The sequence below is a fragment of the Ardenticatenales bacterium genome (assembly GCA_020634515.1).
Taxonomy (GTDB): Bacteria; Chloroflexota; Anaerolineae; order Promineifilales; family Promineifilaceae; genus JAGVTM01.
Window position 1 is genome coordinate 286889 of sequence record JACKBL010000002.1, and the last position, 14615, is coordinate 301503.

7 protein-coding genes are annotated in these 14615 nt (G+C 62.0%); 4 read left to right on the top strand and 3 right to left on the bottom strand.

The features are described 5' to 3' along the window. Positions 1-197: 197 nt before the first annotated feature. The 3 genes from H6650_05800 to H6650_05810 all read right to left on the bottom strand — a co-directional run bounded on the left by H6650_05800 (position 198) and on the right by H6650_05810 (position 10647). Complete coding sequence (locus tag H6650_05800; GenBank protein ID MCB8951510.1) at positions 198-2807, bottom strand: S8 family serine peptidase; 2610 nt, start codon at positions 2805-2807, stop codon at positions 198-200. A gap of 1198 nt (positions 2808-4005) precedes the next feature. After that, a complete protein-coding gene (locus tag H6650_05805; protein ID MCB8951511.1) occupies positions 4006-6735 on the bottom strand; it encodes an exo-alpha-sialidase in 2730 nt (909 codons plus the stop codon). A gap of 1062 nt (positions 6736-7797) precedes the next feature. Then, positions 7798-10647 (bottom strand): DUF2723 domain-containing protein, encoded by a 2850-nt coding sequence (locus H6650_05810; protein ID MCB8951512.1) that lies wholly within the window; start codon positions 10645-10647, stop codon positions 7798-7800. Positions 10648-10773: 126 nt separating this feature from the next. On the opposite strand from H6650_05810, the gene H6650_05815 reads away from it, so the two are divergent. The 4 genes from H6650_05815 to H6650_05830 all read left to right on the top strand — a co-directional run bounded on the left by H6650_05815 (position 10774) and on the right by H6650_05830 (position 14613). Then, the gene (locus H6650_05815) at positions 10774-11205 is read left to right on the top strand and encodes a LysM peptidoglycan-binding domain-containing protein (protein ID MCB8951513.1); all 432 of its coding nucleotides are present in this window, start codon (positions 10774-10776) and stop codon (positions 11203-11205) included. A 106-nt stretch (positions 11206-11311) separates the two neighbouring features. Then, the gene (locus H6650_05820; GenBank protein MCB8951514.1) at positions 11312-13063 is read left to right on the top strand and encodes a universal stress protein; all 1752 of its coding nucleotides are present in this window, start codon (positions 11312-11314) and stop codon (positions 13061-13063) included. A 199-nt stretch (positions 13064-13262) separates the two neighbouring features. After that, positions 13263-13655: a hypothetical protein gene (locus tag H6650_05825; GenBank protein ID MCB8951515.1), complete on the top strand. Its 393-nt coding sequence runs from the start codon at positions 13263-13265 to the stop codon at positions 13653-13655. Continuing rightward, a complete protein-coding gene (locus H6650_05830; protein MCB8951516.1) occupies positions 13639-14613 on the top strand; it encodes an amidinotransferase in 975 nt (324 codons plus the stop codon). The genes H6650_05825 and H6650_05830 overlap by 17 nt, the downstream gene beginning before the upstream one ends. Positions 14614-14615: the final 2 nt, after the last annotated feature.

A 14615-nucleotide genomic window follows, 5' to 3' on the forward strand; every position in this document is an offset into this window, starting at 1 on the left:
TGTGGGGTTTAACCCGGCTAAAGCCTCGACTCCGGCCACCATATGTGGATTTCGCCAGACTCGAGTTCGTTACATCTGTCAGCTGTTCCGCAGACGCAAAAAGACCTGCGAAGCCGTGAATACAACTTCGCAGGTCTTAATTGTTGGGGTAGAGAGCGTCAGAGCATCGGCCCTAACGCTCCATACAGGTGGTCAGGTTACTGATTGCACCAGGAAAGCGTGGTCGTCATGACCGGACCGCGTCCTGCCGCCGGGATCGCCTCATAGGGGAAGCCGAGGAAGACGGCCTTGTGCGTGCCGCTGACGATGGCGGCGCTGCCCTGGTTGCCGCTGAAGACGGTCGCTGCGCCTGCCGCGGGGGTCAGACGGTCACTGTAGTTGGTGAACGGATAAGCCAGCGTGTAGGGGCCAAGACCGGCGTAGAGGTTCGCGCCGGTGACGGTCGTTTGGCTGACGTCACTGACAGCGGAGGCGAGACCAAGATGACTCTGCATGAAGGCGGTTACGCCGCGATCATAGACGTAATCCTGGCTGCTGAGGAAGAGACAGCCGTTGGCGTCCAGGTAGGTCGCCAGGGCGGATTCACCCGCCGAACCGGGACCTGCCGCGCCGCCGAATTCGTCGCCGGTGAACCAGATCACGACGTCATACTGCTGCAGGGTGGCCGCGTCCGGCTCGTTGTCGCTGTTGCCCGTGTCCCACACGTCGTAGCCGAGACCCAACGCATCCAGAACGCCGGTGTAGGTGGCCTGCACGTCGGGGGCGTTGTCATCGTCGTCCACCACGAGGATGGGCGGAATAGCCTGGGTGCGGAAGAAACGGAACTGGGCAAAAGCGCCCGCGCCGCAGGGATTGTAGGGGCGCACGGACCAGGCGTAGACCGCCAGCGGGTCCAGCGGCGTAGCGAAGGCGTAGCTGGTGTCGTAGGTGACGGCGTACATCAGCGCGCCACTGGTCAGGTTCTTCACGGCGATGAGGTAGGCATAACCCTGCGCGCCCGCGTTCCAGGAGAACGTGGGAACCAGCGGGACGTCCATCTGCCCGTTGGCCGGGGAGACGAGCGTGACCGCGCCAGGATTGGCGGTGTAGACGCTGAGGTCAACGGAAGTGCTCTTCGGATCCGCGCCGCCGGTGCCTACGCCATCAATGGTGACGGTGTAGTTGCCGGCAACGTTGCCGCTGCTCAGGGTGAGGGCGGAACTGCCGGGAACGGCGACCGGGTTGACGCTGAAGTTAGCCGTGCCGGGTTGACCGGAGGCGGAAAGGGTGACGTTGCCCGTGTAGCCGGCGATCTGGCCCACGGCGATGTTGAAGCTGCGGTTGCCGGGAGCGCAAACAGCCGCGGAGGTGGGGTTGGCGGAGAGGCTGAAGCCAGGCGACAACTGGGAAGCCGCCGCGTAGCAGTCAATACGCCCGTAACCATAGTTGTAGTCGGGGCCGCCCGTGCCCAGGTCTACGGCACTGTCGCGCAACAGATTCTCGGCCATGTCGATAGACAGGTTGGGGTCAATGGACATGAGGAGGGCGACACAGCCGGAGACGTGCGGGCTGGCCATGGAGGTGCCATCGAAGTTGGCGTAGCCGCCGCCGTTGATGGAGGAGCGCACGTTCACGCCGGGGGCGCTGACGTCGGGCTTGATTTCGTTGGTGAGCGTGGAAGGACCGCGGCTGCTGAAGGTGGCGATGACGTCATTGATGTCTGTCGCGCCAATGCCAAAGCTTTCCGCGTAGTCGCCGGGGGAGCCGACCGTGCCCGCGCCGGGGCCGGAGTTACCGGCGGAGAAGGCGGGGAAGACCTCGGCGGCGCGCAGGTTCTGCACGGAGGTGAGGTAGGTGGTGTTGCCACCGGAGCTGCCCCAGGAGTTGTTGACAACGTTGGGGCGCATATTCGGGTCGCAGGAGGGGTCGCCAGGTTCCACGTTCAGCGGGCAAGGGGCAATAATCCACTCGAATGATTTCAGGAGGGCGTTGGTGGAGCAGGAGCCGGATTCGCAGCCTTTGGAGGCGATCCATTTGGCGCCGGGGGCCACGCCGATCTGGTTGCTGCCGCCATCGTCGCCGACCATGGTGCCCATGGTGTGCGTGCCGTGGTTGTTGTTGTCGCAGGGAGCGACACTGGGGTTGCCGCAGATCTTGGAGGGGTCGTACCAGTTGAAGTCGTGGTCGAAGCTGCCGCCGCCCAGGTTGCCGCGATATTGGTTTATAACGGCCGGGTGGTCGTAGTCGACGCCGGTGTCGATGTTGGCGACGACGGCGCCTTCACCGGTGGTCCCCAGGTCGGCCCAGATTTGTGGCGCGTTGATTTTTTGCACGCCCCATTCGATGGCTTCGGCGCCGTTGGTGGCGGCGCTGAGGCGGGGTTCTTCGATGTAGAAGGTGGGGACGGTTTCCACGCGGGCCACGTCGGGGTGTTTGGCGAGGAGGTCAAAGGTGGCGACGTTGGAGTTGACCAGGATGGCGTTGGCGATGAAGTAGGATTGGAAGTTGACGACGTTGCCGGCAACTTGCTGGTCCTTCAAAATGCGCAACAGGTCGGCCTGGCTGGTGCGGGCGGTTTCCAGCAGCGTGTCATAGACAAACTGACCGCGTGCACCCCAGTCGGTTATGCCGTCGGCGGCGCTGAGGTCGGCCTGGGTACGCAGGTAGAGGAGGTATTCGCCCGTGCCGGCATTGACGATGCTCTGGCGCAGTCCGGGGTCGATAGCCGCCGGCTCGCTGGCTTCGGAAGCACGAGAACCACCCGCGATAAACAGCAGACCACCAATGATCAACAGACTTAAAGTCAACAGAATTTTGGACTTGCTCATATTTGTGGTTTCTCCTAGTAAACTCACATTTGTGGAACCGGGCGGATCATCAGGGCGATCAGGTCGCTTCTGGCTGCCCGCCAATTCCTTTATCTTGAACAATGATGTTCCTGAGGATACAAAGCCCTCGTCGTCGAAGGCGCTGCATTCCGACGTATCAGGGGTAGCAAGACAGGCGCGTCTTGCCGTTTCCGTGACGATCAGCATCATCCATGACGATACTGATTGCATCTTGCTGAATGGCATCACCTCCTTTCGTATGCCTACCTACAGTCGCCAACAAAGAGACCGTAAGCAGTACTTGTCACAACGATATTGGGTTCCTGGTGTGTGCCAGGAGACAAAAAAAACCCACTTGATGGAGGAGCAAGGTCGCCCCATAAGTGGGTCAGGTCAACGAATCAGGATGACCCAAATACAAACAGAAGAAGATACTGTTTGCATGGCTGCCCGCCGGGTCATGTACGCGATAGGGCTGGAAAGACACGGAAGTCATCAATGTGTTCTGATACTGGGTGGGAACAAGCTTTAGCTGCTGCGAGTATAAAAGACAGTATTCCTGATTACAAACGGTTAGCCACATTGGCAAATCGGCCCAAGTGTTGAGGATAGCGTGATTTGGAAATGTGGGCAGCCGCAGTATGGGATGTAGGTACTCTTTTTGATGGACGGTATTCTAACTCGAATCATCACGAATCGTCAAATCAATCGTGCGAGGGGTTTTGGCCGCTTTGCGCCAGGACTAAGGTCAATCCAGAAAAATATCGACCCGGAAAAGGCGCGATTTTCTGGATTGGCTTGAGGCTTTTTCGGTATGGAACAGGATCATTCAAATTCCGAAAAAGCCTAAGGGTCCACTATTGACTCTACTGAAAAAAGGTCAAAAACCGGGTTTTTACACATGAACCACTCTGGTAATTTTGCCGGACAATCGAAAAACCCGGTTTTTTCCTTGTTGCGCTATCTGCGTCCCTTCCCTGGTTTTGACAAGTGCAATAAGTGGCTGTCCGCAATTAAGTTAAGGAAACAACTTCGTTATCTTAATTTAATCCCGTTCCTAAGAGTAGTACGAGCCGTGGTGTATGCCGGCAAATAAAAAACGACCTGCGATGTTATGTCAACGTCGCAGGTCGTCACCGGGTTAACCGGATGAGGTCAATCTGGCCTGGCTTTTACGCGAGGCTGATTGCCGCTGTCATTACTGGTTGCACCAATTCAGCGTCGTTTGCATGACGGGGCCGCGAGCAGATGCCGGCAACGCCTCAAACGGGAAACCCCAGAATGTGGTCTTGTACGTCGCGCCGGTCTTGTCCAGCGCCGCGCTGCCAATGTTGCCATTGAAGGCCGTTTCCGCGCCCGCGCCGGGGTTGAGCAGGTCACTGTAGTTGGTGAAGGGGTAGGCGAGTGCGTAAGGCCCGAGGCCGCCATACACCGTACCCGCACCGGTAACGGTTGATTGTCCCACGTCATTGGTCGCTGAACCCACGCCCAGGTAGGTGGTCATGAAGCCCGTGATGCCACGGTCATACACGTAGTCCTGGCTGCTGATGAACAGGCAGCCGCTGACGCCGGAATTCAAGTACGTGGCCAGGGCTGTTTCGCCCGCTGCGCCTGGACCGGCAAACCCACCGAACTCGTCGCCCGTGAACCAGATGACCACGTCGTACTGCTGCAAGGTGGCCGCGGACGGTTCGTTATCGCTGTTTGCCGTGTCCCAGATGTCATAGGTCAGGCCGAGGGCGTCGAGAACACCCGTGTAGGTGGCGCGAACGTCAGGGGCGTTGTCATCGTCGTCCACCAAGAGGATGGGCGGGATGTCCTGGGTGCGGAAGAAGCGCGGTGCGGCAAAGGAGCCGGCGCCGCAGGCGTTGTATGCGCGCACAGACCAGACATAGTTGGTCAACGGAGCCAACGGCGCGGCAAACGTGTAGCTGGTGTCGGTCGTGACGCCATAGACAAGCTGTCCGGTGGTCAGGTTCTTCACGATGATCAGGTACTGCAAACCCTGAGCCGGGGCGTCCCAGTCAAAGGTCGGGGCCAGCGGCACATTTTGCTGATTGGCCGTGGGGTAGACCAACGGGGAAGCGCCCGGAGCAGCCGTGAACAGATTCAGGTTGACGCTGCGCGTCTTTGGACCGGTGGTAGATGTACCCGTGACGTCAATGGCGTAACTGCCGGGAGCCGCGCTGGAGCCGGCCAGAACCAGGTAGCTGGTTCCGGGCGGGATCACCGGGTTGGTGCTGAAGTACGGGCTGTAGCCGGTGGGCACGCCGCTGGCGCTCAGCGCCACCGGGTCGGTGAAGCCCAACACCTGGCCGACCGCTACGTTATAGACCGCATTGTTGGGCACGCAGATGTTGCGATTCGCGGGCGTCACGTCCAGCGTGAAGTCCGGGGAGAACGCCTGCTTGTCGAACCACACGTCCGGGTCCTGGTGGCCGCTGACGACGTTGCGGTCATCCGACCACTGGATGTAGCCAAAGCCGGGAACCTGCGTCTGGGTGTCATAGTCACCGTGGTAGCAGGTGGCCAGGTTCGGGTCCAGGTAGATGGGGGACTGCACGTCGCTGATCAACTGGCTGGGTTGCCAGGTGACGCCGCCATCCTCGGAAACGCGGATGTAGTATTGGAAGAGCAGGTTGTTGCCATCATTGCGCCGGTCATACCAGCCGGCGACGACGCGCCCGGTGGCGCTCACGCTCAAGGTGGGCTGATACTGGTCGCGGGTGGTGCCGTCATCGTTCAACAGGATTTCTGGCTGCCAGGTGGCGCCATTGTCCGTGGAACGACGATAGTACACGTTAACCACGTCACCGGTGTTGTAGCCATCGGGGTCGTAGGAGTAAATGGCGTGCAGGTTGCCATTGGGGCCAACGGCGATTTGCGGTGAGGGCAGGTAACGGATGTTGCCGTTCAACGCCGGACGTCCGCAACTGGCGGTAGGCGTCGCGGCGCGCGGATTGACCTGACCCGTCATGGGGTTCGTGACCAGGCTGTAGGAGACGCCGCCGTTGGTGGAGCGGGCGATTTCGATGTCAATCGGACCGGAGGAGTACGGATTCCAACGCACCCAACCCACGTACACGTCCCCGTTGGGGGCGACGGTGGGCCAGGCGCCCTGGACATCCACGCCGGAGGCGCTCAAGGCCACGGGCGTGGACCAGTTGGTGCCGTTGTCGGAGTAGGTGCTGAAGATGCGCGCGCCGGCATTGAAGTCGGTCCAGGCAACGTAGAGACGGCCATAGTGCGGGCTGGCCGGGGTATTGTCCACGGCCATCAGCTCTTTGTCGTCCCCGCCGCCGCTGTGAATCAGGGCATGGAACTGGAACGAGGCGCAGTCATTGGTGGAGCGCCAGATACCCAGACCGCTCTGGTCCAGGGCGGCGAAGTAGAAGTAGCCATCCGACTTGCGCCAGACGAGGCTGGGGTCGCCAAAGGAGCGGCTGCCCAATGCGCCGCCGTCCACGAAGCTGGCGCCGCCATCGGTGGAGCGGCTGAAGCCGGTGTACCCCTGACCCTGCACGACGCCACTGTAGCCGTCGTTGTAGCCGGAGCAGATGGTGCCGGTGTTTTCGTTCACGGCGATGGTGGTTTCGCTTTGGGTCGTGGCCGTGCCCGTCTCGCCGGTGGAGTTATTCACTTGTACGTCCACGCCACCGAGGAGGGCGGCGATTTCCGGCGTCATGGGGGCGCTGACCTGGCCCAGCTCATTGGCGCGGCCACAGGCCAGCAGCAGTTTGGTCTCGAACATGCCACCCATGCGCTCGCGGGCGGCGGGGTTGTCCAGCAGGCTACAGTTGTTTTCAGCCGCGGACTTTTGGACGTCAACCTGGGAGGGTGCGTCCGCGCGCGTCAAGGAGGCGTGGCTGAACAACATAGCCATTGTCAGCAACATGCCCACGATCAACAGGAGTTTGGATTTAGACATTTTTTCCTTCCGTAGTGGGGAATCAATTCATACGGGGGTGAGAGGCTTCCCTTGGCGCCAATCATCTCCATTCACACGAAGTATCCTGAGGGCTACCAGCATTGAAGAATGCGCATTTCCAGAAATCGTGAGAAGTGATTGGATGTCGTTAATGGTTCGAATAGGTATTGACTCCTTTTATTGCGGCGCCACGGCGACGGGTCTCGTCTGGCGGAGAATAGACGATTTTGTGTTTTCGTGGTGGGTCGGATTGCCAACCACGGACGTCGGTCACTAGTGATTGCGACCCAATCTACCCTTCCGGTCGTCGGGCGGGAGGGTGCGCAGGTGCGGTAACGCCATCAAAACACTTTTTCATTGCAATACCGGTGGTGGGGCGCCGGTTGCGATGAGGAACCCTGGTTGCCGCACACCGTTTCCCAAAACAACCGCAACAAAGGGGACCGCGGCAACGCCACTTCTGGCGTCTGCCCGTTGTGGCAAAGGGGGATGCGCCACAACAGGGGTTTTTCAGTAGGAACAGTGTACTATCAACAGAGAGCATTATAGCAGAATTTCAGGTTACTTCAATATCTGCCGTGATGTCCGTAATGTCATAGAAATTCTCATTTTGTAACTGCTAGGCCAGATTGGACCAATTTTGACTCTACTGAAAAAAGGCCAAAAACCGGGTTTTTACACATGAACCACTCTGGTAATTTTGGCCGGGCACTCGAAAAACCCGGTTTTTTCAGTGAACTCAATTTTCTCTGGGGAAAATGGCCCTTGAGCGCGTGAAATCGGTCCAATAGCCACCCTGCGGCGTTTTTAATGGCTCGTGACGGTCAGCAGCCCTCTATCTTCAACGGATACTATTACCACAGACGCGCCCTGGGTTTGTCACTGCCCACATGTGGGCAGGAGGTGCATCAGGTTTGTGTCTTCAAAACCCTGGTCCGCCGCCGCCCACCCGATTACTGTATCTGGCGTGAATTGACATGCCGTTGAATCTTTGCCGCCCATTGCCCGTGTCCTGACTGCCACGGAGGTTGAACAAGACGCCTGGCCGGAAGCGAGGGTCAATCATCTTACAACCTTTTCCTGCGCTTCAATGTTTGCCGTGATGTCGTGCGAATCGCGTTGGGAGATGGTTGCCGGGCCGGTGGGTATCCAGATGGCGGCGGCGGTGAGGCGTTCGTCAAGTATGGGGAGGGGGCGCTGGGTGAAGGCGTCGTAGAGGCGGAGGAGGGCGTCAATGGTCTGCCCTGGGGTGGCGTCGGGGGATATGCGCAGAGGATGGGGGTCGCGTATCTGGCTGCCGGCAATCCACTTGAGTGTGGGAATTCCACCTAATGCCGGCACACTATCCCCCAAATCCCACCACGCCCAATGAAAACCGTCCTCCTCGTACCCCACCAACCGCAGCGAAACCACCAGGTCCCGCTGCACGACATTCTGGGCGCGGAACACCGGCGACACCGTCACCGACCGACCCGGCGTGAGTGGTCCCGATGATGCCAGCGTTCCGCCTGTCCACACGATCCCCGCGCCCAACGGCACATAATGTTCGTTGGCGGGCGGGCGCAGGCGGAACGGGCGCATCTGCCCCCAGGGGCCAAACCAGTCCGGCAGACCGGGGTTAGCCGCATCCACGTTATCCCGTACCTCCGTCTGGTAGCCCTGTTCTGTTTGCCAATGCAGGTAGAGGCGCGTCTGGCCGGGCAGGGTGGTGTCCCAATCGTACCCCACCAGGCGCAGCAGGGGACGTCCGCTGGGGAGGGTGCGGAAGGTGGGGTGTGCCGTTATCGGTGGGCGGGACATGGGCAGGATGGTGAGGGCGGCGAGGGGGCGGGCCGGTTCCGCGGCGCCGGCGACGCCGAGGTAGATGGTTGTTTCACCCGGCGGCGCGCCCAGGCGGGGGGTGAGGCGTAGTTGGGTGAGGGTGAGTCCGGTGGGGGCGGAAAATGCCGGCACATCCCCCTGCGCCACCAACGATCCATCCTCCTGCCGCACGTGCGCGTACCAATTGGTCGGCGTTGAGGACGTGGCGGTGGTTTCCCAGGCCACCGTCAGCACTGCTTCCGCGCCAATGGGCACGGCGGCGGGCTGCAAGGCATAACCGCGCACGTGCGCGCTGCCCAGTTGCAGGTCGAGCGGGGCGAAGTCGGCGGGCAAGGCCGTGCGCGGTGTCTGGCGGAACCAGAAGGCTTCTCCCAACGGCTCCGGCGGCGGCAGTGCCGCGTAAGCGTCCGCGTTGTACCAGGTGGCGATCACGTCCTGGCCCGCTGCCAGTTCCGCTGCAATCTCGTTCGCCCAGGTTTGCGCGTAGGGTTCGCCGCCGGGCGGGACATAGCGGATGCGCAGGTCGGGGCGCGCGCCCAGCACTTCTTGCGCGTACCAGAGGGGCGTAACCCAGTGCCAGTTTGCCAGGATGGTGGCCTCAGCCGGGGCGTTTTCGAGGATTAAATTCGTGTAGTCAATAGTGTCGCGTGCGGAACCGGTATGGGCGTAGCTGCGCCAATGGTCGGCGGCCTGCCACAGTCCGGCGAGGAGCAGGGCGGTGGTGAGGAGGGCGGCCAGGGCGCGGCGCTTGGGGGGGATTTGGAGGGCATATCCCAGGCAGAGGGCGAGGGGGATGTATGCCGGCATCATATACTCCACCGTCTGTGGCGCGCGATACATAGCCGTGATCATCGTATGCAGCAAAAACCCACCGCCCATCACCCAGGCCAGACGGCGGTTGGCACGCAGCAGGCGCAGCAGCCCCAGGCCCATACCCGCCAGCAGCCAGGGCGAAAACTGGAAGGTGAGGACGTTGCCCATCACGCACAGCCGCTGCCAGAGTATGGCCGGCTGCACGAAGTAGAAGAAATCACCGGCAAAGCCACGCGCCAGCACGTGGTTCCAGAAACCGCTCCAGGTGGTCAGGTCGGGGGGGGTGCCCCAGGCTCCCGCCGCCGCCCGCAGCGGCAGGTAGAGCAGCGGCAGCAGTCCGACCAGCCCCACCAGGAGCAGCGGCGGCCAGCGGCGCGGCGTGGTGAGCAGTGCGGGCATCCACCAGAGGACGGCGAGGAGCCACAACCCACCCATGAAGACGAGGGAGGCGTGGTGGGTGACGCCCAGGCTGAGGGCGAGGATGAGGAGGGCCAACATGCGCGTAACGTGCCGAGGGGCGGCTTTCTCGCGTAGTGCCCGTTCCAAATGGATGAGGGCGTAGAGGGCGAGGGCGGCGAAGAAGGCGGTGAGGCTGCGGACGTTGGCGATGGTTGCTTGTGCCCAAAAGGTGGTGGCGGTTCCCAGGGCGAGGGCGGCGAGGATGCCGGCACTTTTACGACCGGTCATGGCGACGACGGAGAGGTGGACGAGGAGGAGGGTGGCGGCGCTGATGAGGGCGGAGAGGGCGTTGATTTTGAAGGCGACGCCGACGGGGAGGGGGAAGTGGGCCGCCAGATGGCCGAGGAGGGTGTAGAGGGGGAAGCCGGGGGGATGGGCGATGCCCAGGCGGGCGGCGACGAGTTGGAATTCTCCGTTGTCTGCTGGTAGAATTCCGGTGGCGATAGTTGGGCTGTAGAGAAGGAGTGTGCCGGCAAAAATGCCGGCAGCGACCCCCCAATGCCCCGTTTTTCCCGCCAGCCACGCTGCTTGAGGCGTGGCCAGGTGAAAAGTGAGTAGCAGCAGCGTGCCCCCGGCGACCAGGCAAGCCACGTGCGGGTCTGGCTCCGGGTAAAAGACGTAGGCCAGCAGCCCGAGGGCGGGCCACGTCTTCCGTAACGGCCACCGCCGCGCCCCCCAACCAAGCGGGATCACCAGCAGGATGGCCGCGCCAAAAGGTGATGTGCCGCGCCATTCCGCCAACAGCCGCGTACCAAACAGGGCAGCCCCCAGCGCCGGACCTAACCTGGCAACCAGAATGAACCGTTCATTGTGTCGCATAGCGTGTTATTATATCTGAGATGATAAGAATCACGGACTGGCTTCGCCGTTACCATTCTTCAAGAATGAACCAATCTGAGAAGGCGAGTCTCTGACTTGCCCTACAAGTTTCGAAGGAGACGCCACATGGAACAGAAGAATCCCCGCAATCCTGATCAACCTGAAGAGCCAGAGAAGTATAAGAGCGCCTATGATTTGCTGGAGCGGCAGCGGGCCGAGCGCGCCGCCAAAGAAGCCGCCGCCGGCGAGGACAAGCACAGCAAGGCTTATGAACTGTTGGAACGCCAGCGCGCCGCGCGCGCGGCAGCCGAGGCCGCGGAAGCGGAGTCCGCAACCGAAACCGAAGTGGAAGCCGCGCCGGAGCCGGCAGCGCCCACCTCCATTGCGGAACATACCGTCGTTTCTGGCGACACGCTCAGCGGCATCGCCCTGAAGTATTATGGCTCGGCGGCGCGCGAGAAATGGATGGCGATCTACGAGGCAAACAAAGAGACAATTGGCAACAATCCGGGCCTCATTCGCGTGGGGCAGGTGTTCCAGATTCCGAAGCTAGACTAACCTCATCGTGCGCCCGCCATTGGGTTCGTCCGCAACACCCTGAGACTGGAGCCGTCTTCCCGACTGCTCCAGTCTGGGCGGCGCCCAACGCCTGTCCTGAAAAGTTATGTCCGATTCCCTGCACACGGAACTGCATTCGGCGCTGGAGGATTTCCAACGCGCCCGTCGTCGCGCCTTCCTGCAAGATATTGTCGGGCGCCTCACGGGGCGACAGACGCAGTTGCTTTCTTATGACGACGTGCGCCCATTGGTGAGCAACACGGGGGTTGTCGCGCGTGGTTTACAGGAGATCCCGCTGGATGCCATCGTGGGCAGTGTCGGGCGGTACGAGGACTTTACCCGTTCCTTCTTGCCACGTTCCAGCAGCGACGCGCAGCGTTGGGCCAGGGTGCGTATGGCGATTACGGAGATGACGGGGCTGCCGCCGATAGAGGTTTACAAGGTGGGGGAGGTCTATTTCGTTTTGGATGGCAATCATCGCGTGTCCGTGGCGCAGGAGATTGGCTCGAAGACTATTTCCGCGTACGTAACGGAAGTGCGCACGCGGCTGCCTGTGTCCCCCGACGATGGCATTGATGAGTTGATTTGCAAGGCGCGCTATGCGGATTTTCTGGAGGACACACAATTGCCGGCATCGCGGCCAGAAGCAGACCTGCGTATGACGGCCTGCGGACGGTATCGCGTGCTGGAGGAGCAGATTGAAGCGTGGCGACGGCAGATGTGCCACGCGGAAGGGCGCGAAGTCTCCACGCAGGAAGCAGCGGTAGCCTGGTACGATACCGCCTATACACCGGTGCGGGAGGTGATTTGCGAACAAGGCGTGCTGCGTGATTTCCCGGAGCGAACGGAAGCCGACCTGTACGTCTGGCTGGTGCAGCACCAGGAGGAACTGCGTGAAAAGTTAGGCTGGCGGATTGGCGCGGATACGGCGGCGCTGGACCTGACGGAACAGCACGGCACGCGCCCCCCCAACGTCCTCACGCGCATGAGCGAGCGACTGCGGGATGCGCTCAGGGAACGGGCCGCGCCGGGACAGTGGCGGCGAGAGCGGCTGGCGGTGCGGCGGCGGGAGCGATTGTTTGCGGATGTGCTTGTGCCGCTGCCGGACGTGTCGGTGGACGGTCTGGCCGCGGAATCGCCGTGGCCGGCGTTGACACAGGCGTTGCTGGTGGCGCAGCGTGAGTCGAGCATGGTGCATGGGCTGCATGTGATACCACCGGACTGGCCATCCGACGAAGAAAAAATAGCCCAGATGCGCCGACGCTTCACCGAAATCTGCGCCCAGGCCCAGGTGAGCGCCGATTTCGTGGTGGAAACAGGGGAAATCGCCCGCCACATTAGCCAGCGCGCGCGCTGGATTGACCTCGTCATCATCAATATGTCCTATCCGCCGGCGGCGCAGCCATTGGTCCGCCTCGGCTCCGGTTTCCACACCATCGTGCAGCAAACCAGCCGCCCCATCCTGGCCGTGCCGCGCCAGGAGCGCGCCCCCCTACGCCGCGCCCTGCTGGCCTACAATGCCAGCCTCAAAGCCAACGAAGCTCTCTTCCTGGCGGCCTACCTGGCGCAGCGGTGGAATGTGACCCTGGCCGTAGTCGTCGTCGCCGAAGATGAGACGATGCTGCGGCAAACGAATCATCGCGCCAGCGAGTACCTGGCGCAACAAGGCGTGCGCGCCACCTTCGTGCCCAAGACGGGCGCGGTGAGTGCGGCTATTCTGGAAACGGCGGCGGCGCAGATGTGCGACTTCATCATCATGGGTGGCTACAGCTACACGCCGCCGCTGGAATTGGTGCTGGGCAGCGCCGTGAATGAGGTGCTGCGCGGGACGCGCTGGCCGGTCTTGATCTGTCGTTGAGAACGCGCAACGTTAACGACTCATTACCAACTACCCGATGGGTTCATTCTTCAAGAATGGTAACTACTAACGCTCTCTGGAGATTGGACCCTTTTTACGCGCTCAAGGGCCATTTTCACCAGAGAAAATTAGTCCAATCTGGCTTAGCAGTTACCAAAATTGAACCAATCTTGGGGAGAACTAAATTGGGACGTTCATTATGAACCCTTTTTCTCGGTTTTTATCGCGTGGTGTGAAGGATGCGCCGTTGACGACGTTCGTGGCCCATTGGGATCGGCTGGAGGCGCTGGTGGTGGGCGTGTATAAGGGCGGGGTGGCGACGCCGGAGGATGAGGCGGAATGGCGGGAGGTGCGGCGATGGCTGCGGGGACATTATGCGGCCTGGGAGGAGGCATTGGCGCCGTTGTGGCCGGAGACGTTGGTGGGGGGAATGCCGGCATCCACCGACCCCTTCCTCTCTCTTATCAACCTGCCCGCCGCCGCCGATTTCGTCGCCAACTGGCAGGCCATGCAAACCCTGCCCGCCGCCCGCGAAGCCCTCAACCGACTCCTGCTGCAACGCGCCGGGAAGCACGATGAAGAACGTGGGTAGCGACGAGACCGCGCGCGCGGACATACTCGATGCAGCAGCTTATGGTGGCGCGGGATGGTTGCCGCGTCACGCTTCGCTGCGGCAGGAGATAGGCGGACTCTGGGCGGCCTGCGGCGTGGAGCGAGAATGGACGCGGCTGCGGGCGGTGCTGCTGCACACGCCGGGAGCGGAATGGGACGATCTGGCGGACGCGGACGCGGCGCAGATGTTGACCCTGCCCGACGCGGCGGCGGCGCGCCGGCAGCACCAGGCGCTCGCCGATGCTTACGCGGCGGCGGGCGTGGCCGTCTCCCAGATTGCGCCCGCGACCACGCCGTCTCCCAATCTCCTCTTTGCCGCCGACCTGTTTTTCATGACACCGGAAGGGGCGATTGTGGGGCGTCCCGCTTCCACGGTGCGCGCCGGGGAGGAGCGCTGGGTGGCGCGGCGGTTGGCGGACCTGGGCGTGCCCATTTTGCGCACGGTGCGCGGCGCGGGCGTTTTTGAGGGGGCGGATGCGATGTGGTTAGACACGCGCACGGTGTTGTTGGGGCGGGGGCTGCGCACGAATGCGGCGGGCGCGGCGCAGGTAGCGGCCATGCTGCGGGAGTTGGGCGTGGCGGTGGTGGAGACGGAGCTGCCCGTGGGGGCGATGCACCTGATGGGGCAGTTGCGTTTGGTGGATGGGGACCTGGCGCTGGCGTGGCCGTACCGGTTGGGGCATGGGGCGCTGGTGGCGCTGCGTCAACGGGGGTACGAGGTGTTGTTTGTGCCGGACGAGGTGGAGGCGGCGCGCCGGGGGGCGTTGAATGTGGTGACGTTGGGGCCGCGGGAGGTGATGATGCCGGCATCTTGTCCCCACACGCAGCGTTTCTACGAAGAAAACGGCATCACCTGCCACACCGTTGAGGTGGGGGAACTGCTAAAAGCCGCCGGCGGCATCGCCTGCATGACGGGCATCCTGTGGCGCGACGAATAGCC

Bases quoted from the DNA above. Each gene is read 5' to 3' on its own strand.
- H6650_05800 (MCB8951510.1), bottom strand. From the start codon at position 2,807: ATGAGCAAGTCCAAAATTCTGTTGACTTTAAGTCTGTTGATCATTGGT.
- H6650_05805 (MCB8951511.1), bottom strand. From the start codon at position 6,735: ATGTCTAAATCCAAACTCCTGTTGATCGTGGGCATGTTGCTGACAATG.
- H6650_05810 (MCB8951512.1), bottom strand. From the start codon at position 10,647: ATGCGACACAATGAACGGTTCATTCTGGTTGCCAGGTTAGGTCCGGCG.
- H6650_05815 (MCB8951513.1), top strand. From the start codon at position 10,774: ATGGAACAGAAGAATCCCCGCAATCCTGATCAACCTGAAGAGCCAGAG.
- H6650_05820 (MCB8951514.1), top strand. From the start codon at position 11,312: ATGTCCGATTCCCTGCACACGGAACTGCATTCGGCGCTGGAGGATTTC.
- H6650_05825 (MCB8951515.1), top strand. From the start codon at position 13,263: ATGAACCCTTTTTCTCGGTTTTTATCGCGTGGTGTGAAGGATGCGCCG.
- H6650_05830 (MCB8951516.1), top strand. From the start codon at position 13,639: ATGAAGAACGTGGGTAGCGACGAGACCGCGCGCGCGGACATACTCGAT.